The sequence below is a fragment of the Citrobacter sp. R-1.5.2 genome, assembly GCF_035064245.1.
GTDB lineage: Bacteria > Pseudomonadota > Gammaproteobacteria > Enterobacterales > Enterobacteriaceae > Citrobacter.
In genome coordinates, this window is record NZ_JASEYC010000014.1 from 24,861 (window position 1) to 44,571 (window position 19,711).

Sequence of the window (19,711 nt, forward strand, 5' to 3'; positions counted from 1 at the left end):
TTATGGTTTGCTATTATTCATTAGCCTTAAATAGTTATGCGCTACCCTTAAGTAGCGCTAGAACAAGACAAACTCTTATTATTTGCTAGCATCCACTCTACGAATCTCAGCAATTTTTTTACCTAAAAGTATTTGTAATGCCGCCAACAGCACAAATGGTGGTAAGAGCGCCGTGATAGCTGAAATACCCAATGCACCTTTTATTAACATTGCACCCGAAGCGATTAATAATAAAAATACTAAAACACGGAATACTTTTACCGAAATGCGCTTATGCACATATTGCCCAACCAAGGAACCGAGTATCATTGTAGGAATACAGAAAATAACCAGTTTAAATGTCGAAATTGTTAATATTCCACTCGTTGCCAGACCGCCGACAACGGCAATGTTGTTAGCCGTAAAGAACGCATTCAGCGTACCGCGAAAAGCGGCTGGACCCAGGTTACGTAGCATTCCATACATCACAACTGGTGGTCCGTTTGTGGAAAAGGCCGCTCCTAACGCACCAGCAACTGCCCCTAACGGCGCCGCAATCCAACGTCTGTCATAGATGGGTAGGCGAGGAATAAACATACTGTAGAATGAGTAGAGAATAAGAAAACCGCCCAATCCTATTTTCATAATGTGGTCAGGCAGATAGGAAAGTGCATATAAACCTACCGGAATGCCAAGGAAAGAGAAGCCGATAAGAACGGCAGCCGATCGCCAGTCCGTTTCTTTACGAGATAACCATGTGGCATAAATGGCGGTTGCTGTTCCTACAATAACAGAAAGTGGTGTTGCCATTTTTACCGGTAGCATCAGGGTGATGAGCGGCATGGTTGTCAATCCACCACCAAAGCCAGCACATATTCCTACGAATGTATAAAGAAACATTAAGGCGATAACGGTGTATATAACATTAGATTCCAACATCACGCCATCAGGTGTAAATAAATTAAAGAAATCCATTATAATTCCTTCATTATCAAATTCTAAAATATTACCGTGAACTTTTTAAGTCAGGGTAATGGGTATCCTGCACAAATAAATACTTGAACTATATGCATTCACCGTGAATATTAAAAAATAATGTATGCTGCTGTTTTGGTTTAAGTAATAGTAAGTCGATCCCAGAGTTAAAGGCATTAGGTGGACAACTCATCGGCTCGATAGCTAATCCCTGACGATTCAACTTTTCGCCACTATAGACCTGAAGCCACGGCTGATCGGAACACAAACTAACAGCCAACTGCTGTTGTTCGTTAATAATTTTCGCCTCCCACCGCTCGCCGCAAGTTTTGAAAGTATGATCAATCCGTTTATCACCGATTTTTTGTTGGACGGAATAGTCCAAATTCAGCTCATCGACGCGAAGTAACGTTGTTGAGTTAGACTGTGTATCGAAAGCAAAAACCTCATTTGCAGGAAGCAGCAGCGTATAGTCATCAACAGGCGTTAAATCACAGGTTAAATAAGGGTGAATACCGACTCCGTAAGGTGCTGATTTATCGCCGACATTTTGGCTAATTATCTCAACGGACAGCCCAGTTGTTGCGTCCAGTGAGTAAATCACTCGTGAGATCAATGCGAATGGGTAGCCATAGCTTGGTGGCAGAAATATGGAAAATGAGGCTTTTTCTGCCGTTAATTCATCAATTTGCCAGTCTCGCCATGCAAGTAAACCGTGAATAGCGGTATTAGAACCATGTTCATTAATCGGTAGCTGATACTCATGCCCATCATGCTGATAGATGCCATTGGCAATACGATTTGGCCAAGGGATTAATACCTTACCCAGATGAGCAAGAGGCATCTCTTCTGGTTTATGAGGTATAACCAGATGTTTGCCCTGCCAGGTTAATTCGGCAAGACCGGCACCAACTGAAACTATTTGCGCCCGGTAATCACCTGCAGCGAGTAATATCGTATTCCCACCACTATGCATACATATCACCTTAATATTAGATATCCTTACTAAACAACGGCATATGCAACATTCATTTGCTGATATGCCGTCTTTACCAGGCTTATTTATTTCGCATTGATATCTAACAAACCTGCTGCTACGGCTGGAGCCAGCCCTGGAGCGAGCGGAATGCGTGGGATTACCAGGCAGTGCAGCAGGTGATAAATGTCCTGCTTACCGTCCCAGACTTTGGTGGTCACTTTGTTGTCAGCATCCAACTCTTGCCACCATGAACCATTTTCATAGTCCATCAGGTATTTAATGCAGTAATCCCACCATGTCTGATACCAGGTTTCGTATTGACGATCCCCTGTTACGGTATAGAGGGCATAGGCTGTCCCCATTGCTTCTACAATTGGCCAGCGTACACGTTCGCGTACAACAGGTTTCCCTTCCCAATCAACGGTATACACAATACCGTCTGCCCCATCTGGAGCCCAGGCATCGCGTACTGTAGCGTGGAACAAACCTTTAGCATCTTCCAGCAGCCATGCTGGGGGTTGTTCGCATCTGGCTTCCAGCGCTGCGTGGATATGCAGCATTAAACGACCCCATTCGATCCAATGGCCTGGCGTGCCGCCAAATGCACGGAAACGGTGTGCTGGATTTTCTTTGTTATAGTCGCGGATAGGATTCCATTGAGCATCAAAGTGCTCATTCACACGGTAATGATTGTTTCTGGCTACATCATGAATGATGACGGATGCGATTCTGATAGCGCGATCCAGCCATTTTTTGTCATGGGTAACGTCATAAACGATCAGGAAAGCCTCGACCGCGTGCATGTTGGCGTTACCGCCGCGGTAATCTTCCGTCTGGCTGAAGGCTTCGTCCCAGGACTCAAGGCACATCTGCTCTTCTTCACTCCAGAAGTATTTCTCAATAACTTCTATGGTGTAATCCAGTAATTTCCTGGCTTCAGGATGCCCGGTTGTTACTGCGCTGGCTGCGCCCAGCAGTGCAAAAAAGTGTTGATACCCTTGTTTGGAGGCATCCATCACGCCTTCGTCATTCACGCAGGCATACCAACCACCGTATTTTTTATCGAGTAACGCGCCATTCATAGCCTTGATGCCGTGATCAACCAGATCATAGGCCCCTGGCCTGCCCATAGCCGCGGCCACAGAGTAAACGTGTAACATTCGGGCAGTAATCCATAGATGAGTCCCCATCTCTTCTTTAATTTGCCCCTTGTTACCCAGCCAGCCAAATCCGGTAGGGACAGCAGCATTTTTACCAAAGTTAAAGATGCGGTCGGTTTCCTGCTCCAGCCAGCGGTTGTGGCTCAATGTGTTAAACCATTTCATTCTTTGATCCTCGTATTAGCGGCGACGGGCCATCATTTCATCGACAATGTCACCTAAACGTTGCAATTTAGGTGCGGAAACATCACGCAGCATCAGTTCGGTATCCGGCAGGCCAATAACTGATGACCAGACCGCACGTCCGGCCAGGAAGCCGGATGCACCTGCCGTCATGGCCACGCTGACCGCGCGCGGGAACAGTTTTTCATCCACACCAGAGGAGAGAATGACCCACGGCATGTTGATGTTTTCATTCAGGCGCTGGGAGGCGCTAAGCAGTTCTTGTTGGGTACCTTTGCCGTACAGCGGCATTTCGACCTTGTAGAGATCGGCACCGCTGTCACCCAGCTCTTTTGCGGCATCGATAATGGCTTGTTCACGATCGAACTTATCGCCACGGCGTGGTGGGCGAACAACCGGTTCGATAATGCTCAGCAGGCCATTGGAATGGCATAGCTCATTGAATTCTTTCACCATATCAAGACGCTGTTGGGCATCTTCATCGCTGCGCCACAGCACCAGAAGTTTGAGAGCCTTAGCACCATCTTGTTTCACGGCCTGTGGGTTGATTTTTTTATCAATCACCACGCTATCGACCGGAATACCGTTGCCCGGAATGAATTCGTCGGCGGCAACAATCATGCCGCAGCTTTTCGCGATGGCATGTTGTTCCACCACCTGGCGGTAGCAGAACTGCTGATCGACCAGGATCGCAGAGGCATAGGGAGAAAGGATCTTCGCTGCATTTACTTTGAAATCAGTCAGCACGCTGTCGCTCACCGGGGATTTCGCACCCGCAGCGGCAAACATTAAGCGCATGGCTTCGCGCTGATCGACTGCCAGCATGGCAAAACCGCCGGAAGCTCGGGTGATGTCTTTCAGGGTGTACTTCGTCATTGCTCTGTCCTTACTTATCTGTGTGTTTATTTAGCCCGGCGGATGCGCGAACCTGTTCAAGAATGGCCGTCCAGTCTTCCCGGCCACGGCCAGCGGCGCGTGCCTGGTTATAGACTTCGCGGGATGCCGCACCAAGCGGCATCGGCACGTGCAGTTGATTCGCCACATCCAGGGCGATGCCAAGATCCTTGTGGGCTAAGTCGATCATGAAGGCCGGGGAAAGATCGCCTTTCAGCACTTTGTTCGGCCAGGAGGTGGTGAAGTGGCCTTTTCCGGCAGGCGTCCCGCTCATCACTTTCAGGGCCACATCGAAGGAGAGACCGAGTGCTTCGCACAACACGGCGGCTTCGGCGGAGAGCGCATTTAGCGCAATGCTCATGTAGTTGTTGATGAGTTTGACGCGGATCCCCATGCCGGGACCGCCGGCATTGATCAATTCATTACCCATCGCCATCAGAACCGGTGTGGCGCGTTCTACCTGCTCAGCCGTTCCGCCAGCCAGCAGCAGTAGCGTGCCTGCGATCGCATGATCGGAGGTGCGCCCGACAGGGCAATCCATCATGCCGAAACCTCTGGCCTCCATGTCGCTAATCAGTTTGTCGGTCTGCAGCGGATGGATAGTGGACATATCAATGACCAGCGCTTGTGGCGACAGGCTCTCGCAAACCCCTTGCTCAGCGAACAAGACGCTGCGCACCAGATCGCCGTTGGGTAACATGGTGATGACAAACTCCGCGCCGTTTGCTGCCTGAGCCGGGCTGCTGGCAGACTGCGCCCCTTTTTCCACCAGGCACTGAACGGCATCCGGGTTAACGTCAAAGACGCTGAGTTGATGACCCTGCTTCAGCAAGTTGCTCGCCATGGGGGAACCCATCTGACCTAATCCGATAAATGCTATAACTGCCATAACGTTCTCCTGAGACGTGGATGTCATTTTCTGTCATTTAAAATCGTCTGTTTCTGTCTGTTTTTGATCGTATTTGTAATTTATGGTCAAAAAATTGACAGCCGTCACTTTTTAAACATTTTGTGAAATTAAAATGATCCCATCTTGAAACGCCTAAGGAATGAACATGATTCGTATTGCTTGTGTGGGTATTACCGTGATGGATCGCATCTATTACGTAGAAGGTTTACCGACTGAAGGAGGTAAATATGTGGCGAAGCGGTATACCGAAGTGGGCGGTGGGCCTGCTGCGACTGCGGCTGTGGCTGCGGCGAAGCTGGGCGCACAGGTGGACTTTATTGGCCGTGTGGGCGATGACGACACCGGAAACAGCCTGCTGGCAGAGCTGGAATCCCTGGGGGTAAACACGCGTTACACCCGGCGCTATGCAGGGGCGAACTCTTCACAGTCGGCGATTATGGTCGACGCGAAGGGAGAGCGAATTATTGTTAACTATCCCAGCCCGGACTTACTGCCGGATGCTGATTGGCTGAAGGAGATCGATTTTTCTCAGTGGGATGTGGTGTTGGCAGACGTGCGCTGGCACGAAGGGGCAAAACAGGCCTTCACGCTGGCGCGTCAGTCAGGGGTGATGACCGTGCTGGATGGCGACGTTACGCCGCAGGACATCAGTGAACTGGTGGCATTGAGCGATCATGCTGCGTTCTCTGAACCGGGGCTGGCGCGACTGACAGGGACAACGGAGACTGATTCTGGACTGAAAAAAGCACAAATGCTCACAAATGGTCATGTTTATGTGACGCGTGGCAGTGAGGGGTGTGACTGGATAAAAGATAATGCAGTGCAGCATCAGCCAGGATTTTCAGTCGATGTGGTAGATACCACCGGTGCCGGTGATGTTTTTCATGGTGCGCTGGCATTTAGTCTGGCCTGTGGGACCGCGCAGGAAGAGGCCGTCAGGTTCGCCAGTGGCGTCGCGGCACTGAAGTGTACGCGTCCGGGCGGACGTGCGGGGATCCCTGACTGTGATCAAACCCGATCTTTTCTGTCACTTTTTGTATAAAATGCCAGGGCAATGGTTTTTCGAGGAAATTTCATGAGTCTTACCGAACTGACCGGTAACCCGCGACACGATCAACTGCTGATGCTGATTAGCGAGCGCGGTTATATGAATATTGACGAACTTGCCAGTCTGCTGGATGTTTCCACCCAGACCGTGCGTCGTGATATTCGTAAGTTAAGCGAACAGGGATTAATTACGCGTCATCACGGCGGAGCAGGCAGAGCCTCCAGCGTGGTCAATACGGCGTTCGAACAGCGTGAAGTCTCCTGGACGGAAGAGAAAAAAGCCATCGCGGAAGCGGTAGCGGATTACATTCCCGACGGCTCAACGGTGTTCATTACCATTGGTACTACCGTTGAGCAGGTTGCGCGGGCGCTGTTAAACCATAACCATTTGCGCATCATCACCAACAGCCTGCGCGTGGCGCATATTCTGTATAACAACCCGCGTTTTGAAGTAATGGTTCCCGGAGGGACGCTGCGCCCGCATAACAGCGGTATTATCGGTCCTTCTGCTACAGCGTTTGTCGCTGACTTTCGCGCCGATTATCTGGTGACCAGTGTGGGTGCGATTGAAAGCGATGGCGCGCTGCTGGAATTTGATGTTAACGAGGCCAGTGTAGTAAAAACGATGATGTCCCATTCCCGGCACATTCTGCTGGCAGCGGATCATACGAAATACACGGCCTCTGCAGCGGTAGAGATTGGTAATGTGTCGCAGGTAACTGCGCTGTTCACCGATGAGTATCCTGGCCCAGCGTTGCACAATCTCCTGCAGTCACAGCAGGTTGAAATTGTGCAAGTGAGTCCTTCTCAGGATGACGCGCTGGCCATGTGATCTCGCTCTTTGATGCTCTGATTCGTTCGAAGTCATCACGCACGCATAGTCAAACTTCTCCTTTCCCGCTACAGTTATTCATCCACGGCGAGAAAGGAGAAGGACATGCTCTATATCTTTGATTTGGGTAATGTGATTGTCGATATCGACTTCAATCGCGTGTTAGGCTCATGGAGCGATTTGAGCCGTGTACCGTTGGCTTCACTAAAGCAAAGTTTCACGATGGGGAAAGCTTTTCGCCAGCATGAGCGAGGCGAAATAACAGATGAGGCCTTCGCCGAGGCGCTGTGTCATGACATGGCGTTGCCTTTGAGTTATGAGCAATTCTCCCACGGTTGGCAGGCCGTTTTTGTCGCATTACGCCCCGAAGTTATCGACATCATGCATAAGCTACGCGAGCAAGGGCATCGTGTCGTTGTGTTATCGAATACTAACCGCCTGCACACAACGTTTTGGCCGGATGAGTATCCCGAAATCCGTCAGGCAGCCGATCACATTTATCTTTCTCAGGAACTGGGCATGCGTAAACCGGAAGCACGGATTTACCAGCACGTTCTGCAGTCAGAAGGTTTTTCTGCGCACGATGCGGTCTTTTTTGATGACAACGCCGATAATATTGAAGGGGCTAACCAGTTAGGGATCACCAGTATCCAGGTCGTCGATAAAACGACCATCCCTGACTATTTCGCGAAGTTGTTATGCTAAAATTTTTGCATCAAAAAGCCAGGCATCATACGCGTCCTGTATGGGCCTGGCTGAAGCTACTATGGCAGCGCATTGATGAGGACCATATGACAACGCTGGCAGGAAATCTTGCCTACGTTTCATTGCTCTCATTAGTGCCGCTTATCGCCGTTGTTTTTGCTCTTTTCGCTGCATTTCCGATGTTTTCCGATGTTAGCATTCAACTCCGTCATTTCATTTTCGCTAACTTTATTCCGGCGACTGGCGATGTCATCCAGCGGTATATCGAACAGTTTGTCGCAAACTCGAACAAAATGACTGCTGTTGGGGCATGCGGGCTGATTGTAACCGCCTTATTGCTGATGTATGCCATCGATAGCGCGTTGAATACCATCTGGCGCAGTAAGCGCACGCGGCCCAAAGTGTACTCTTTTGCCGTTTACTGGATGATATTAACGCTGGGACCGCTGCTGGCGGGAGCCAGCCTGGCAATCAGTTCTTATTTGCTGTCGTTGCGCTGGGCCAGCGATCTCAACACGGTGATTGATAACGTATTGCGTATTTTCCCGTTGGTACTTTCCTGGCTGTCGTTCTGGCTGCTTTATAGCATTGTACCCACCACGCGAGTTCCCAATCGTGATGCGGTAATCGGTGCTTTTGTTGCTGCTGTGCTGTTCGAAGCCGGAAAGAAAGGATTTGCACTCTATATCACGATGTTCCCGTCTTATCAGCTCATTTACGGTGTCCTGGCGGTGATCCCTATTTTATTCGTCTGGGTTTACTGGACGTGGTGTATCGTCTTGCTAGGCGCGGAAATAACTGTCACTCTCGGGGAATACCGCAAACTTAAACAAGCCGCAGAACAAGAAGAAGCAGAGCAACCATGATTGCATTAATTCAGCGCGTAACCCGTGCCAGCGTCACCGTGGAGGGTGAGGTGACGGGTGAAATTGGCCCAGGACTTTTGGTCCTGTTAGGTGTCGAAAGGGATGATGACGAACAGAAAGCGAACCGCCTGTGCGAACGCGTACTCGGCTATCGAATCTTTAGCGATGCCGAAGGCAAAATGAACCTGAATGTGCAGCAGTCAGGTGGCAGCGTGCTGGTGGTTTCACAGTTTACACTGGCGGCCGATACCGAACGCGGCATGCGCCCTGGTTTTTCAAAAGGCGCAGCACCCGATCGGGCAGAGGCGCTTTACACATATTTTGTAGAGCGCTGCCGCCAACAGGAGATGAACACGCAAACCGGGCGGTTCGCTGCTGATATGCAGGTTTCGCTGGTTAATGATGGCCCCGTGACGTTCTGGTTACAAGTATGAACCAGCTTCCGGCGTGGTCGCGGGTAACAAGAGAGAATACAACTATGTATCACCTTCGAGTACCGCAAACAGAAGAAGAATTGGAGCGTTACTACCAGTTTCGCTGGGAAATGCTGCGTAAACCCCTGCACCAGCCAAAAGGCTCCGAACGGGATGCCTGGGACGCAATGGCACACCATCAGATGGTGGTGGACGAAGAAGGTAATTTGGTCGCGGTAGGGCGTCTGTATATCAATGCGGATAACGAAGCCTCCATACGCTTTATGGCTGTTGACCCCTCGGTGCAAGAAAAGGGGCTCGGAACACTGATGGCGATGACCCTTGAATCCGTGGCACGCCAGGAAGGGGTGAAGCGCGTCACCTGTAGCGCTCGTGAGGATGCGGTTGAATTTTTCGCCAAGCTGGGGTTTGTAAGCCAGGGGGAAATCACCACGCCGCAAACCACGCCGGTCCGCCACTTCCTGATGATTAAGCCCATTGCGACGCTGGACGATATTCTTCATCGTGGTGACTGGTGTGGGCAACTACAGCAGGCCTGGTACGAACATATTCCGTTAAGCGAGAAAATGGGCGTGCGTATTCAGCAATATACCGGGCAGAAATTTATTACCACGATGCCCGAGACAGGGAACCAGAATCCGCACCACACCCTGTTTGCCGGAAGCCTGTTCTCGCTGGCAACGCTTACCGGTTGGGGGCTTATCTGGCTGATGTTGCGTGAGCGTCATCTGGGAGGAACGATTATCCTCGCCGATGCACATATCCGCTACAGCAAGCCGATCACCGGGAAGCCTACTGCTATCGCCGATCTGGGCTCATTGAGTGGCGATCTTGACCGTTTGGCAAGAGGCCGCAAGGCACGTGTGCAGATGCAGGTGGAGCTTTTTGGTGACGATACGGCGGGCGTGGTGTTTGAAGGCACGTATATCGTATTGCCTGCGAAGCCGTTTGGTCCTTACGTCGAAGGTGGGAATGAAGAAGAGTAGGAGGAAATCCCTACTCTTCACGCTACCCGATTCGCGTTTTACTCGTGTGTTGCAACTCGCCAGGCCACGTCGCGCATTGCGTTTCGTGCCGTCTGGCTTACGCCTCCTAACTGAAAAAATCCGTGGATGACGCCGAGATAGCGCTGGCAGGTGCAGTCCACGGCTTGCTTCTGAAGCTTGTGATACAGGGCTTCTCCTTCATCGCACAGTGGGTCAAATTCAGCGGTAATGATGTGGGTCGGTGGTAACCCGTTGAAATCGTCGCGCCACAGCGGGCTGACTTCCGGATGGTATGGGTCAGTCTGTGGCATATACATCTCGTAACCAGACAGCAGTGTGTCACGTGTGATGATGTAATCCTGTCCATTGCGGGTGTAGCTCTCAAATCTGGCGGTTGCGTCGAGCATGGGATAAATCAGCACGAGTTGTGCAGGTTGCCATTGCTGTGCGGCTTTCAGGCGCAAGGCGCAAACGAACGCCAGATGTCCGCCAGCACTGTCGCCAGCGAGCGTGATGCGCGTGCGATCGACACCCAGTTTCTCTGCATACTTCCAAATGATGCTAGCGCCTTTTTCGGCATCGTCGTGTGCTGCTGGGAAAGTATGCTCTGGTGCGAGGCGATATTGTACCGCAATGACCCGACAGCCGCTGTACCAGGCGAGTTGCCTTAGCTGGTTATCATGTGTAGCGAATCCACCGCTGACAAAGCAGCCGCCGTGATAATAAATCACGCAGGGTAGGTTTCCCATGGCGCCCCGTGGCGAAACAACGCGAAACGTCATGGTTTCGAGTTCAATATCTTCAACTTGCACGCGGGATTCTGTTTCTCCGGCCAGTACCGTACTGGCGATGTAGCCAGCCCTCCGGTCATCAATATTCTGCTCGCGTGCAGAAGGACGCCCCGCCGCAATAAACGCCTCAACCCGCTGTGCAATCCCGCTTTCCAGTGCCATTTATTATTTCTCTTATCTGTATGGATATACAGCTTTATAACCTGGATTACCACGGATGAAAATCGGAAAAGTAGGGGGATGTATGATTCTGGAAAGTGGCTCGCAAAAGTAAAAATCGTTAGTGTGAAGGCTATTTTCCCGCTTTTCTCAAGTGTATGTTGTGTGGAAATTAATCGCCGATGATATACTGGAGGTATATGTGAGTATGATGGCTGGAATGGATATGGGCAGAATTTTACTCGATTTATCAGATGAGGTGATTAAACGCCTTGATGACCTCAAGGTTCAGCGCAACCTGCCGCGAGCAGAACTCTTACGGGAGGCCGTTGAACAATATCTTGAAAGGCAGGATCAGGCTGAAACAGCTATTTCACGTGCTCTTGGGCTGTGGCAAGGCTGTGAGGAAGATGGTGTTGAATACCAGCGTAAACTTCGTGAGGAATGGTAATGGTCAAAGGATTAGCGCTTTTTGATACCAACATTCTCATCGACCTGTTTAGCGGGAGAAATGAAGCAAAACTAGCGATAGAAACATGGTCGCCACAGAACGCAATCAGCCTCATTACATGGATGGAGGTGATGGTGGGCGCAAAAAAATACCATCAGGAAGCCCGTACTCGCGTTGCGCTAGGCGCTTTTAACGTGATCGGCGTTTCACAGGATATTGCTGAACGAAGCGTGAGTATCAGGCAGGAGCATGGGATGAAATTGCCGTATGCCATTATTTTGGCCACTGCGCAGATTCATCGTCTTACACTGGTTACGCGTAATACCAAGGATTTTGCAGGCATATCAGGCGTGGTCACGCCATATACGTTATAACCCGGGCGACTTACGCCGCCCGGTGGTGCGGAGTACCTACTCCCCTTCACCCGGGAACAGGAACGGGTTGATGGAGCTACGAGCAAAACCCTCTTGCTCCATATGTGCGTCCAGCATCAGTGAAGCGAGATCGTCAGCAACAGCTTCTACTTTCGGGTCTTTTTCCTGATAGAGAATCTTCAGGTAAGTACCACAGTCGCCGCAGCTTTCTGCTTTAATTGCCGCTTGCTCGTTATCCAGTGACCAGTAGTTCAAATCACGGCTCTGTTCGCAGTTGCTGCATTTCACGCGCACGACGTGCCACTCGGTTTCACACAGGTTGCAGTGCAGATAGCGCAGCCCCTGAGTAGTGCCAATTTGCACCATGCTGGAAACAGGCATTGAACCACATACCGGGCAGTACTGGCGTTGTTCACCGTACTCCGCACGTGCTTTGCCAGGGATCAGACTTGCCATCTGCGCCCAGTAGAGCGACAAGGCCGCCCAGATGAACGGTGCTTTGTCGCTGCTGACAGAGGCAAAATCAGAGGCAAACAGCGCGCTGGCCATCAGCTCAAGTTCCTGCTCTGAGGCTTTTTCCAGATTTTCGATCACCGCCAGTGCAGGGCCGCTCATTTCTGGTTTCAGCTCAGCAATTAACGACTGCAGCAGTTTTTGCCAGTGTTTATCGCGCGGCAGGACGTGGATATCCAGCGGTGGTTTACCCTGATCGTTCGCTTCTTTGATGCGAGCGGTCAGATCTATCTGCAGCGGATGGTCATACAGCACCACTTCCTGCGCGTGGGCGATCAGCGCGGCAAAGCGCAGATAATCACCCAGCGGGTTGTTCTCGGCCAGCTCGCGCAGACGTTCGGCGCGGCGGTTATACAAATTTTTGAGTCTGGGGAATAACAACGGCGGAATCATATCCGCCGTGCGTTTCTCGCTCGAACCCAGCTCATCTTGCGGGATTATGCGAATACTCATTCAGTTTTCTTTTCCGTTGTCTTTCGGACTTCACGGTACCAGCGTGGGTGATGTTTCTTCGCCCATGAACTGGTAACCCATCCTTCCACCATCGCGGTAATGGTGCCTTTCACCCAAAGGGCGGCGTAAATGTGCACCATGATAACCACAATTAACGCTACTGCGGCAAATGAATGCAGCATTAACGCGAATCTGATCACCGGGATTGAGAAAGCAGGCGCAAAATACGGACGCCAGATGATCACTCCGCTAACCAGCAACAGGACCAGGAAGATAATCGCCGCCCAGAATACGCATTTCTGGCCGAAGTTATAACGTCCCGTGTCACCTACTTCCTCGTTGACGACAATCTTACGAATATTCTTCGCCCAAAAGATATCATCCCGATTGATTAGATTGTGGTGCCAGTATCGGAAAAACATGATGATAAACGAGGCAAACATAATCACGCCGACAAACGGGTGCACAATTCGCGCCAGCTGCGGAGTGCCCATGATGTGCATCAGCCAGTTAAACGACGGGAAGAGAAAGCCCATCCCGCTCACCGCCGCCAGAATGAAGCAGAAGGCGGTTACCCAGTGGTTGATGCGTTCCGGCGCCGTGTAGCGCACGATGGTGTCACGTCGTTTCATTTGCGCACCTCGTCGTCTTTTTCATGCAGATTGTCTTCTTCCTCTTCCGCACGGTTTGGGCCTACACCGACGTAGTGGAAGATACTGGCCGCAAATGTCGCTGCAAAGCCGACCGCTGCGAGGGGTTTCCAGATGCCTTTCCAGAATTTGACGGTGGCGCTGATTTCCGGGTTCTCTGGCAAGCCGTGATACAGGTTCGGCTTGTCAGCATGGTGCAGCACATACATCACGTGCGTACCGCCAACGCCTGCCGGATCGTACAGACCCGCATTTTCGTAACCACGCGTTTTCAGCTCCGCGACACGCTCGCCCGCCAGCGTTTTCATCGACTCTTTGGTGCCGAAATGAATGGCACCGGTTGGGCACGTTTTCACACAGGCCGGTTCCTGGCCCACCACCACACGGTCAACACACAGCGTACATTTATAGACGCGGTTGTCTTCCGGGTTGAGGCGCGGTACGTCGAACGGGCAGCCTGCAATACAATAGCCGCAGCCGATGCACTGCTCGGACTGGAAGTCGACGATGCCGTTGGCATACTGAATGATTGCCCCTTCAGCCGGGCATGCTTTCAGACAGCCCGGATCGGCACAGTGCATACAGCCATCCTTACGGATAAGCCATTCGAGTTTGTCGTCTTGTTCCACTTCCGAGAAGCGCATCACCGTCCAGGATTTGGCGGTCAAATCAGCCGGGTTGTCGTACACCCCAACGTTGTTACCCACCTCATCACGGATGTCGTTCCACTCCGAACACGCCACCTGACACGCTTTACAGCCGATACAGGTGGTGACGTCGATAAGCTTCGCCACCTCTTCCTGATGGTCCCGCGCCTGAGGCGCGGGAGTGAAACCGTTAGTGGCGGAACGACGAATGATGTCTTGCGATTGATAAGCCATAGGTCGTCTCCGTTACACCTTTTCCACGTTCACGAGGAAGGACTTAAATTCCGGTGTTTGCGTGTTCGCATCACCGACGAATGGCGTTAACGTATTGGCGATAAAGCCTTTTTTAGCTACGCCTTCGTAGCCCCAGTGAATAGGAATACCGATAGTGTCGATATCCTTACCGTTTGCCTTCAACGTGCGAATACGTTTGGTCACCACTGCTTTGGCTTTAATGTAGCCGCGGTTAGAGGAGACTTTGACGGTATCGCCGTGGGAGATGCCCAGCTTATTTGCCAGTTTCTCGCCAATTTCCACAAACTGTTCCGGCTGTGCGATGGCGTTAAGCAACGCATGCTTGGTCCAGTAGTGGAAGTGTTCGGTCAGACGATAGGTTGTTCCGACGTACGGGAACTTATCTGCTTTACCCAGTGCTTCTTCGTCGCCTTTAAAGATACGGGCGGCAGGGTTAGAGATAACGTTCGGGTGCAGCGGGTTAGTTCCCAGCGGCGTTTCAAACGGCTCGTAGTGTTCCGGGAACGGACCTTCCGCCATCTTATCGATAGCAAACAGACGTCCCATCCCTTCAGGCTGCATGATGAATGGCCCAACGTTGCTGCCCGGTGCGGCAGCGCTGTAGTCCGGAATATCCATTCCGCTCCATTTCGCCCCGTCCCATTTCAGGATCTGACGTTTTGGATCCCACGGATTCCCCTGTGGGTCAGCGGAGGCGCGGTTATACAGAATGCGTCGGTTGAGCGGCCATGCCCATGCCCAGCCCAGCGTATTGCCAAGACCTGACGGGTCGGCGTTATCGCGACGGGCCATCTGGTTGCCTTCCGGCGTCCAGCTGCCGGCGAAGATCCAGCAACCGCTGGAGGTGGTACCATCGTCACGCAGTTGGGCGAACGAGCTCAGCTGTTGGCCTTTCTTCACGATAACCGCGCCAGTTGCCGGGTCGGTAATATCGGCCAGCGCCTTACCGTTGCTCTCCATTGCCACTTCTTCTGAAGCCGGTTCGTGCGGGGTGGAGTAGTTCCAGGTCATGCTCAGCACCTGTTCCGGGTTCGCACCACCTTGTTCGGCGTACATCTTACGCAGACGCAGGAAGATACCGGCGAGGATTTCACCATCGGTAACGGCAATCCCTGGGGCATCCGCGCCTTTCCAGTGCCACTGCAACCAGCGACCGGAGTTCACGATAGAACCGTTCTCTTCGGCAAAGCAGGTGGATGGCAGGCGGAATACTTCAGTCTGGATTTTCGACGGATCAACATCGTTCGACTCACCGTGGTTCTGCCAGAAGGTGGACGTCTCGGTATTGAGCGGATCGATGGTCACCAGGAACTTCAGTTTAGACAGTGAAGCCACAACCTTGTTTTTGTTCGGGAATGACGCGACCGGGTTAAAGCCCTGGCAGATATAACCATTTACTTTGCCCTGGTTCATCATCTCGAAGTACTGCAGCACGTCGTACCCTTTATCCCACTTCGGCAGCCAGTCAAAGCCCCAGCTGTTTTCCGCTGTCGCCTTATCGCCAAAGAAGGCTTTCATCATCGAAACGAAGAATTTCGGGTAGTTGCCCCAGTAGTTCACCTGGCCTTCCAGCAACGGTTTTGGCGTGTTGGCGGCAAGGTAGGTTTGCAGGTCGGTTTGTTTCTCGCTTGGCAGCGTCATGTAGCCTGGCAGGCTTTGTGACAGCAGGCCTAAGTCAGTCAGACCCTGGATATTCGAGTGACCGCGCAGGGCGTTAACACCGCCGCCAGCCATCCCCATATTGCCAAGCAGTAACTGGATCATCGCCATGGTGCGGATGTTCTGCGCACCAACGGAGTGCTGCGTCCAGCCCAATGCGTACAGGAACGACGCGGTTTTATCTTTTACGCTGGTTTCTGCGATGTACTCACAGACTTTCAGGAAATCAGCCTTCGGTGTACCGCAGATGTTTTCCACCACGTCCGGCGTGTAGCGGGAAACGTGCTGTTTCAGCAGATTCCACACGCAGCGCGGGTGTTGCAGCGTAACATCGCGTTTGGCGAAGCCTTTTTCATCCAGCTCGTAGTTCCAGCTGGTTTTGTCATACTTGCGTTTATCCGCGTCATAGCCCGTGAACAGGCCATCTTCGAAGCCATAATCCTCACGCACGATCAGGCTGGCGTTGGTGTAGGCTTCGGTATATTCGCGGTTGAATTTTTCGTTATTTAGCAGGTACAGCAAGACGCCTGACAGGAAGGCAATGTCAGTACCAGAGCGAATAGGAGCATAGAAATCAGCCACCGCTGCGGTTCGCGTAAAGCGAGGATCTATCACAATCAGCTTCGCGCCGTTGTGAATTTTGGCCTCCATCGCCCAGCGGAACCCGACCGGGTGAGCTTCAGCGGCGTTACCGCCCATCACCACAACGAGGTTGGCGTTTTTAATGTCGACCCAGTGGTTGGTCATCGCACCGCGACCAAATGTTGGAGCAAGACTTGCTACCGTTGGTCCGTGTCAGACGCGTGCCTGGTTGTCGACCGCGAGCATACCCAGCGCGCGGGAGAATTTTTGTGTTAAATAGCCGGTTTCGTTACTGGACGCGGAAGCACACAACATCCCGGTGGAAAGCCAGCGGTTAACGGTCACGCCTTCAGCGTTCTGCGCAACGTAGTTAGCGTCGCGGTCTTCTTTCATTAGCTTCGCGATGCGGTCAAATGCCTCATCCCAGCTAATTTGTTGCCACTTATCAGAGCCAGGTGCGCGGTATTCCGGGAATTTCAGGCGGCTTTCGGAGTGGATGAAATCCACCAGACCGGCCCCTTTAGGGCAGAGCGCGCCACGGTTGACCGGGTGATCCGGGTCCCCTTCGATATGGAAGATGGATGCTTTGGCATTTTTTGCGCCGTCACCGAGGCTGTACATCAACAGTCCACAGCCAACGGAACAGTAAGTGCAGGTGTTACGGGTTTCGCGGGTGCGCAGCAATTTATATTGCCGTGTTTCCGCGAGCGCTACGCCGGGCGCAAAGCCCAGTGCCGCTGCCGTGGTGCCTGCCATACCGCCAGCGCAGATCTTAAAGAACTGCCTTCTGCTGACCTGCATGGTTCGCTCCTTGTTTCGACATTGTCACATTCCCTTCGCTTTTCTTTAACGCGAACGCGAGGGAAGTGGTTGTTATTTTTCTTTGCGGACGGGACCGCAAAGGTCCAGAATTGGGTGAATTTCCCTCCGTCCAGGAGGGGTTTGTAAAGAATACCACAATGTTGGTATGTGTGTTCCAATATGGTTAAAAGAAAGTGAATAAAATCCATCAAGAAGAAGTCAAAAATGTGATGAATTGTGCAGGATCGCGTCAGTTGACCCTCTGGAAGCGTGAGGATTTGCAACATCCTCAGCCAGATGAAGTCGCTGAAGAAGTGCCCGTTGCGTTGGTTTACAACGGAATTTCGCACGTGGTGATGATGGCATCACCGAAAGATCTTGAGCACTTTGCGATGGGTTTTTCGCTGTCTGAAGGCATTATTGAATCCCCGCAGGATATTTTTGGCATGGATGTGGTGCCTTCCTGCAATGGATTGGAAGTCCAGGTTGAACTGTCCAGCCGTCGTTTTATGGGGCTGAAGGAGCGTCGTCGCGCGCTGGCCGGACGTACCGGTTGCGGCGTTTGTGGCGTGGAGCAGCTCAATGACATTGGCAAACCGGTCCAGCCTCTGCCGTTTACCCAGACATTTAACCTGGCGAACCTCGATACCGCATTACGGCATTTGCACGATTATCAGCCCGTGGGACAGCTCACAGGCTGTACGCACGCTGCGGCCTGGGTACAGCCATCAGGCCATTTGACGGGGGGCCATGAAGACGTGGGTCGCCACGTTGCGCTGGATAAACTGCTGGGACGACGCGCAGTGGAAGGGGAAAGCTGGCAACAGGGCGCGGTGCTAGTTTCCAGCCGCGCCAGCTACGAGATGGTGCAAAAGTCGGCGATGTGTGGCGTGGAGATCCTGTTTGCTGTTTCAGCCGCCACGACGCTTGCCGTGGAAGTTGCCGAACGTTGTAACCTGACGTTGGTGGGTTTTTGCAAACCGGGCAGGGCGACGGTCTACACGCATCCGCAACGTCTGATCGCGCTGTGACGCCACCAGGCGGCCAGAATGCTGCCTGAAAATGCCAGCTCCATGATTACGGCAACTGGCGAGCCGACAATCACATTGTTCAGTAGCCAACACAGGCTACCGCACAATGTGTAACTCCGTAGTTTTCCGCTGTGTTTTTGAAACGACGCAAAGGTCATCAGCAGGCTTCCCATCAGCGGCAAAATACTCGACAGATTTTGCCAAAGATAAACGCTACACAGCAGCGATCCCAGCATAAATCCCCACATCGCCCAGCGGTGAAACGTGACGATGGCCGTCGCGTAGCGGCATGCGGCAATGATCATTAACCCAGCCGCAGCGTGTTGATCCAAAAGATAGAAATGGATAGCCAACAGGGAAGTGGAGCTGGTGAGCAGAGATAAAGTGATAGCCCGGCGCTGAAAATGAAAAGCGGAAATATCCAGTAAGAAGCTGATGCCAGCCAGCATCTGAGAGAGAAGAAATGCGTTCATTGTGGTCGCCATCTATGAAAGAGTGACGGGACAATAATCGACGCATCAGCGTAAGGCGTTAACCTTTGTTAAGACGCTGGCGAATACGAGACAGGCTAACGGGGGTAATGCCGATATAGTTGGCGAGATCGCGCTGAGTGAGTTGCGACTCCCAGTCCGGGAAGTGTGTTTGTACATACTGGTAGCGCTGTTCTGGGGTATTGAGCAACAGCATTTGTTCTTTTTTCTCTTTGTAGATCAACTGCTGGACCAGTAGCTGGGTCTTAATATCCTGATTTTCCGGCGCATCCAGCAACGCCAAGGGGATTTCAGTGGTTTCACCAGCGGCGATCATTTGCAGACTGTAATCAGCAGGCGTGTTGGTTAGCCAGTTCAGGTACAGAAAGCAGTACTCCCCGGCAAAGTAGAACTCTTTAACCCTTTCAACGCCGCTGTCTGCGTGATACACCGCACGTGCAACGCCATGATGTAAAAGATGAATTTTACTTTGCGGTTCACCCTGACGCAGTAACCAACTTCCCGCTGGTTGCGTTTTTCTTCGGCTGCCTGCAAGCCACTGTGATTCCCGATTATGTGACATCTTATCTCTCAAATAATTTGAATAAGACTGGCAAATCCTTCCGCTTTTAGTTGTGTGATATGAAGGCTACTATTTATCACATCAAGGCACAGTGCCTTACTCAAACAACTAAGTGAAAGGGTTTATATCATGAAAAGCATCAAAACTTTTGTCGCAGTTATCGCTCTCGCTACTTCTTTCGGTTCTTTCGCTGCCCAGACTGTTACAGCGACCGGTTCCACACTGGAAAGCGCTGAAGCTAAAATTGCCGCTCAGGCTGAACGTGCGGGTGCCAGCGATTATAAAATCACTCAGGCTTACACCGGTAACCGTGTGCATATGACCGCTGAACTGCTGAAATAA

At 51.8% G+C, this 19,711-nt stretch carries 22 protein-coding genes; 10 read left to right on the top strand and 12 right to left on the bottom strand.

Translation table 11 applies throughout. The features are described from left to right. Positions 1 to 78 precede the first annotated feature (78 nt). The 5 genes from QMN38_RS20465 to yihU form a co-directional block, all read right to left on the bottom strand. On the bottom strand, positions 79 to 954 hold the full coding sequence (locus QMN38_RS20465; RefSeq protein WP_063941727.1) for a sulfite exporter TauE/SafE family protein: 876 nt from the start codon (positions 952 to 954) through the stop codon (positions 79 to 81). A gap of 88 nt (positions 955 to 1,042) precedes the next feature. After that, positions 1,043 to 1,945, bottom strand: a complete 903-nt coding sequence (locus tag QMN38_RS20470) for an aldose-1-epimerase (protein ID WP_249357512.1) — start codon at positions 1,943 to 1,945, stop codon at positions 1,043 to 1,045. Between the two features lie 71 nt (positions 1,946 to 2,016). Continuing rightward, positions 2,017 to 3,258 (bottom strand): sulfoquinovose isomerase, encoded by a 1,242-nt coding sequence (yihS, locus tag QMN38_RS20475; protein ID WP_023217874.1) that lies wholly within the window; start codon positions 3,256 to 3,258, stop codon positions 2,017 to 2,019. A 15-nt stretch (positions 3,259 to 3,273) separates the two neighbouring features. Then, positions 3,274 to 4,152: a sulfofructosephosphate aldolase gene (yihT, locus tag QMN38_RS20480; RefSeq protein WP_323605850.1), complete on the bottom strand. Its 879-nt coding sequence runs from the start codon at positions 4,150 to 4,152 to the stop codon at positions 3,274 to 3,276. A 10-nt stretch (positions 4,153 to 4,162) separates the two neighbouring features. Beyond that, complete coding sequence (gene yihU / locus QMN38_RS20485) at positions 4,163 to 5,059, bottom strand: sulfolactaldehyde 3-reductase (RefSeq protein ID WP_323605851.1); 897 nt, start codon at positions 5,057 to 5,059, stop codon at positions 4,163 to 4,165. Positions 5,060 to 5,225: 166 nt separating this feature from the next. On the opposite strand from yihU, the gene QMN38_RS20490 reads away from it, so the two are divergent. The 6 genes from QMN38_RS20490 to fabY all read left to right on the top strand — a co-directional run bounded on the left by QMN38_RS20490 (position 5,226) and on the right by fabY (position 9,950). Then, entirely contained in the window at positions 5,226 to 6,122 is an 897-nt protein-coding gene (locus QMN38_RS20490) for a sugar kinase (RefSeq protein WP_323605853.1), read from the top strand. A 33-nt stretch (positions 6,123 to 6,155) separates the two neighbouring features. Beyond that, positions 6,156 to 6,959 (top strand): DeoR/GlpR family DNA-binding transcription regulator, encoded by an 804-nt coding sequence (locus QMN38_RS20495; protein ID WP_202037272.1) that lies wholly within the window; start codon positions 6,156 to 6,158, stop codon positions 6,957 to 6,959. A 105-nt stretch (positions 6,960 to 7,064) separates the two neighbouring features. Next, complete coding sequence (gene yihX / locus QMN38_RS20500; protein ID WP_323605857.1) at positions 7,065 to 7,664, top strand: glucose-1-phosphatase; 600 nt, start codon at positions 7,065 to 7,067, stop codon at positions 7,662 to 7,664. Then, entirely contained in the window at positions 7,658 to 8,530 is an 873-nt protein-coding gene (locus QMN38_RS20505) for a virulence factor BrkB family protein (protein ID WP_137381427.1), read from the top strand. The genes yihX and QMN38_RS20505 overlap by 7 nt, the downstream gene beginning before the upstream one ends. After that, positions 8,527 to 8,964 carry a D-aminoacyl-tRNA deacylase gene (gene dtd / locus QMN38_RS20510; RefSeq protein ID WP_137381428.1) on the top strand — a complete coding sequence of 146 codons (438 nt, stop codon included), beginning with the start codon at positions 8,527 to 8,529 and terminating at the stop codon, positions 8,962 to 8,964. The genes QMN38_RS20505 and dtd overlap by 4 nt, the downstream gene beginning before the upstream one ends. Positions 8,965 to 9,008: 44 nt before the next feature. Then, complete coding sequence (fabY, locus tag QMN38_RS20515) at positions 9,009 to 9,950, top strand: fatty acid biosynthesis protein FabY (protein WP_170974333.1); 942 nt, start codon at positions 9,009 to 9,011, stop codon at positions 9,948 to 9,950. A 38-nt stretch (positions 9,951 to 9,988) separates the two neighbouring features. Here the strand turns inward: fabY and QMN38_RS20520 are convergent, their stop codons facing one another. After that, a complete protein-coding gene (locus QMN38_RS20520; protein ID WP_323605860.1) occupies positions 9,989 to 10,903 on the bottom strand; it encodes an alpha/beta hydrolase in 915 nt (304 codons plus the stop codon). A 205-nt stretch (positions 10,904 to 11,108) separates the two neighbouring features. Between QMN38_RS20520 and QMN38_RS20525 the strand changes: the two genes are divergently transcribed. Beyond that, positions 11,109 to 11,351 (top strand): ribbon-helix-helix domain-containing protein, encoded by a 243-nt coding sequence (locus QMN38_RS20525; RefSeq protein ID WP_003825279.1) that lies wholly within the window; start codon positions 11,109 to 11,111, stop codon positions 11,349 to 11,351. Continuing rightward, a complete protein-coding gene (locus QMN38_RS20530; RefSeq protein WP_323605862.1) occupies positions 11,351 to 11,725 on the top strand; it encodes a type II toxin-antitoxin system VapC family toxin in 375 nt (124 codons plus the stop codon). The genes QMN38_RS20525 and QMN38_RS20530 overlap by 1 nt, the downstream gene beginning before the upstream one ends. Before the next feature lie 36 nt (positions 11,726 to 11,761). Here the strand turns inward: QMN38_RS20530 and fdhE are convergent, their stop codons facing one another. Genes fdhE through fdnG form a run of 4 tightly spaced genes read right to left on the bottom strand, consistent with a single transcriptional unit; the run spans position 11,762 to position 17,285 of the window. Continuing rightward, a complete protein-coding gene (fdhE, locus tag QMN38_RS20535) occupies positions 11,762 to 12,691 on the bottom strand; it encodes a formate dehydrogenase accessory protein FdhE (protein ID WP_271441465.1) in 930 nt (309 codons plus the stop codon). Next, the gene (fdoI, locus tag QMN38_RS20540; protein ID WP_271441466.1) at positions 12,688 to 13,323 is read right to left on the bottom strand and encodes a formate dehydrogenase cytochrome b556 subunit; all 636 of its coding nucleotides are present in this window, start codon (positions 13,321 to 13,323) and stop codon (positions 12,688 to 12,690) included. The genes fdhE and fdoI overlap by 4 nt, the downstream gene beginning before the upstream one ends. Continuing rightward, positions 13,320 to 14,222, bottom strand: a complete 903-nt coding sequence (fdoH, locus tag QMN38_RS20545; protein ID WP_202037268.1) for a formate dehydrogenase O subunit beta — start codon at positions 14,220 to 14,222, stop codon at positions 13,320 to 13,322. The genes fdoI and fdoH overlap by 4 nt, the downstream gene beginning before the upstream one ends. 12 nt (positions 14,223 to 14,234) lie before the next feature. Then, positions 14,235 to 17,285, bottom strand: coding sequence for a formate dehydrogenase-N subunit alpha (gene fdnG / locus QMN38_RS20550; RefSeq protein WP_158654566.1), 3,051 nt, complete (start codon positions 17,283 to 17,285; stop codon positions 14,235 to 14,237). A 230-nt stretch (positions 17,286 to 17,515) separates the two neighbouring features. Here fdnG and fdhD point away from each other — a divergent pair, with 230 nt between their 5' ends. Further along, complete coding sequence (fdhD, locus tag QMN38_RS20555; protein ID WP_416348271.1) at positions 17,516 to 18,316, top strand: formate dehydrogenase accessory sulfurtransferase FdhD; 801 nt, start codon at positions 17,516 to 17,518, stop codon at positions 18,314 to 18,316. On the opposite strand, the gene QMN38_RS20560 is transcribed toward fdhD, so the two are convergent. Both QMN38_RS20560 and QMN38_RS20565 read right to left on the bottom strand, forming a co-directional pair. After that, positions 18,283 to 18,789 (bottom strand): YgjV family protein, encoded by a 507-nt coding sequence (locus QMN38_RS20560; RefSeq protein ID WP_271441468.1) that lies wholly within the window; start codon positions 18,787 to 18,789, stop codon positions 18,283 to 18,285. The two genes, fdhD and QMN38_RS20560, sit on opposite strands and share 34 nt — an antisense overlap. 58 nt (positions 18,790 to 18,847) lie before the next feature. Next, the gene (locus QMN38_RS20565) at positions 18,848 to 19,369 is read right to left on the bottom strand and encodes a Crp/Fnr family transcriptional regulator (RefSeq protein WP_271441469.1); all 522 of its coding nucleotides are present in this window, start codon (positions 19,367 to 19,369) and stop codon (positions 18,848 to 18,850) included. A gap of 129 nt (positions 19,370 to 19,498) precedes the next feature. On the opposite strand from QMN38_RS20565, the gene QMN38_RS20570 reads away from it, so the two are divergent. Then, the gene (locus QMN38_RS20570) at positions 19,499 to 19,711 is read left to right on the top strand and encodes a YdgH/BhsA/McbA family protein (protein ID WP_003825262.1); all 213 of its coding nucleotides are present in this window, start codon (positions 19,499 to 19,501) and stop codon (positions 19,709 to 19,711) included.

Excerpts from the sequence above, each read along its gene's own strand:
- QMN38_RS20465 (WP_063941727.1), bottom strand. The coding sequence starts at position 954 with ATGGATTTCTTTAATTTATTTACACCTGATGGCGTGATGTTGGAATCT.
- yihS (WP_023217874.1), bottom strand. The coding sequence starts at position 3,258 with ATGAAATGGTTTAACACATTGAGCCACAACCGCTGGCTGGAGCAGGAA.
- yihT (WP_323605850.1), bottom strand. The coding sequence starts at position 4,152 with ATGACGAAGTACACCCTGAAAGACATCACCCGAGCTTCCGGCGGTTTT.
- yihU (WP_323605851.1), bottom strand. The coding sequence starts at position 5,059 with ATGGCAGTTATAGCATTTATCGGATTAGGTCAGATGGGTTCCCCCATG.
- QMN38_RS20490 (WP_323605853.1), top strand. The coding sequence starts at position 5,226 with ATGATTCGTATTGCTTGTGTGGGTATTACCGTGATGGATCGCATCTAT.
- QMN38_RS20495 (WP_202037272.1), top strand. The coding sequence starts at position 6,156 with ATGAGTCTTACCGAACTGACCGGTAACCCGCGACACGATCAACTGCTG.
- yihX (WP_323605857.1), top strand. The coding sequence starts at position 7,065 with ATGCTCTATATCTTTGATTTGGGTAATGTGATTGTCGATATCGACTTC.
- QMN38_RS20505 (WP_137381427.1), top strand. The coding sequence starts at position 7,658 with ATGCTAAAATTTTTGCATCAAAAAGCCAGGCATCATACGCGTCCTGTA.
- dtd (WP_137381428.1), top strand. The coding sequence starts at position 8,527 with ATGATTGCATTAATTCAGCGCGTAACCCGTGCCAGCGTCACCGTGGAG.
- fabY (WP_170974333.1), top strand. The coding sequence starts at position 9,009 with ATGTATCACCTTCGAGTACCGCAAACAGAAGAAGAATTGGAGCGTTAC.
- QMN38_RS20520 (WP_323605860.1), bottom strand. The coding sequence starts at position 10,903 with ATGGCACTGGAAAGCGGGATTGCACAGCGGGTTGAGGCGTTTATTGCG.
- QMN38_RS20525 (WP_003825279.1), top strand. The coding sequence starts at position 11,109 with ATGATGGCTGGAATGGATATGGGCAGAATTTTACTCGATTTATCAGAT.
- QMN38_RS20530 (WP_323605862.1), top strand. The coding sequence starts at position 11,351 with ATGGTCAAAGGATTAGCGCTTTTTGATACCAACATTCTCATCGACCTG.
- fdhE (WP_271441465.1), bottom strand. The coding sequence starts at position 12,691 with ATGAGTATTCGCATAATCCCGCAAGATGAGCTGGGTTCGAGCGAGAAA.
- fdoI (WP_271441466.1), bottom strand. The coding sequence starts at position 13,323 with ATGAAACGACGTGACACCATCGTGCGCTACACGGCGCCGGAACGCATC.
- fdoH (WP_202037268.1), bottom strand. The coding sequence starts at position 14,222 with ATGGCTTATCAATCGCAAGACATCATTCGTCGTTCCGCCACTAACGGT.
- fdhD (WP_416348271.1), top strand. The coding sequence starts at position 17,516 with ATGAATTGTGCAGGATCGCGTCAGTTGACCCTCTGGAAGCGTGAGGAT.
- QMN38_RS20560 (WP_271441468.1), bottom strand. The coding sequence starts at position 18,789 with ATGAACGCATTTCTTCTCTCTCAGATGCTGGCTGGCATCAGCTTCTTA.
- QMN38_RS20565 (WP_271441469.1), bottom strand. The coding sequence starts at position 19,369 with ATGTCACATAATCGGGAATCACAGTGGCTTGCAGGCAGCCGAAGAAAA.
- QMN38_RS20570 (WP_003825262.1), top strand. The coding sequence starts at position 19,499 with ATGAAAAGCATCAAAACTTTTGTCGCAGTTATCGCTCTCGCTACTTCT.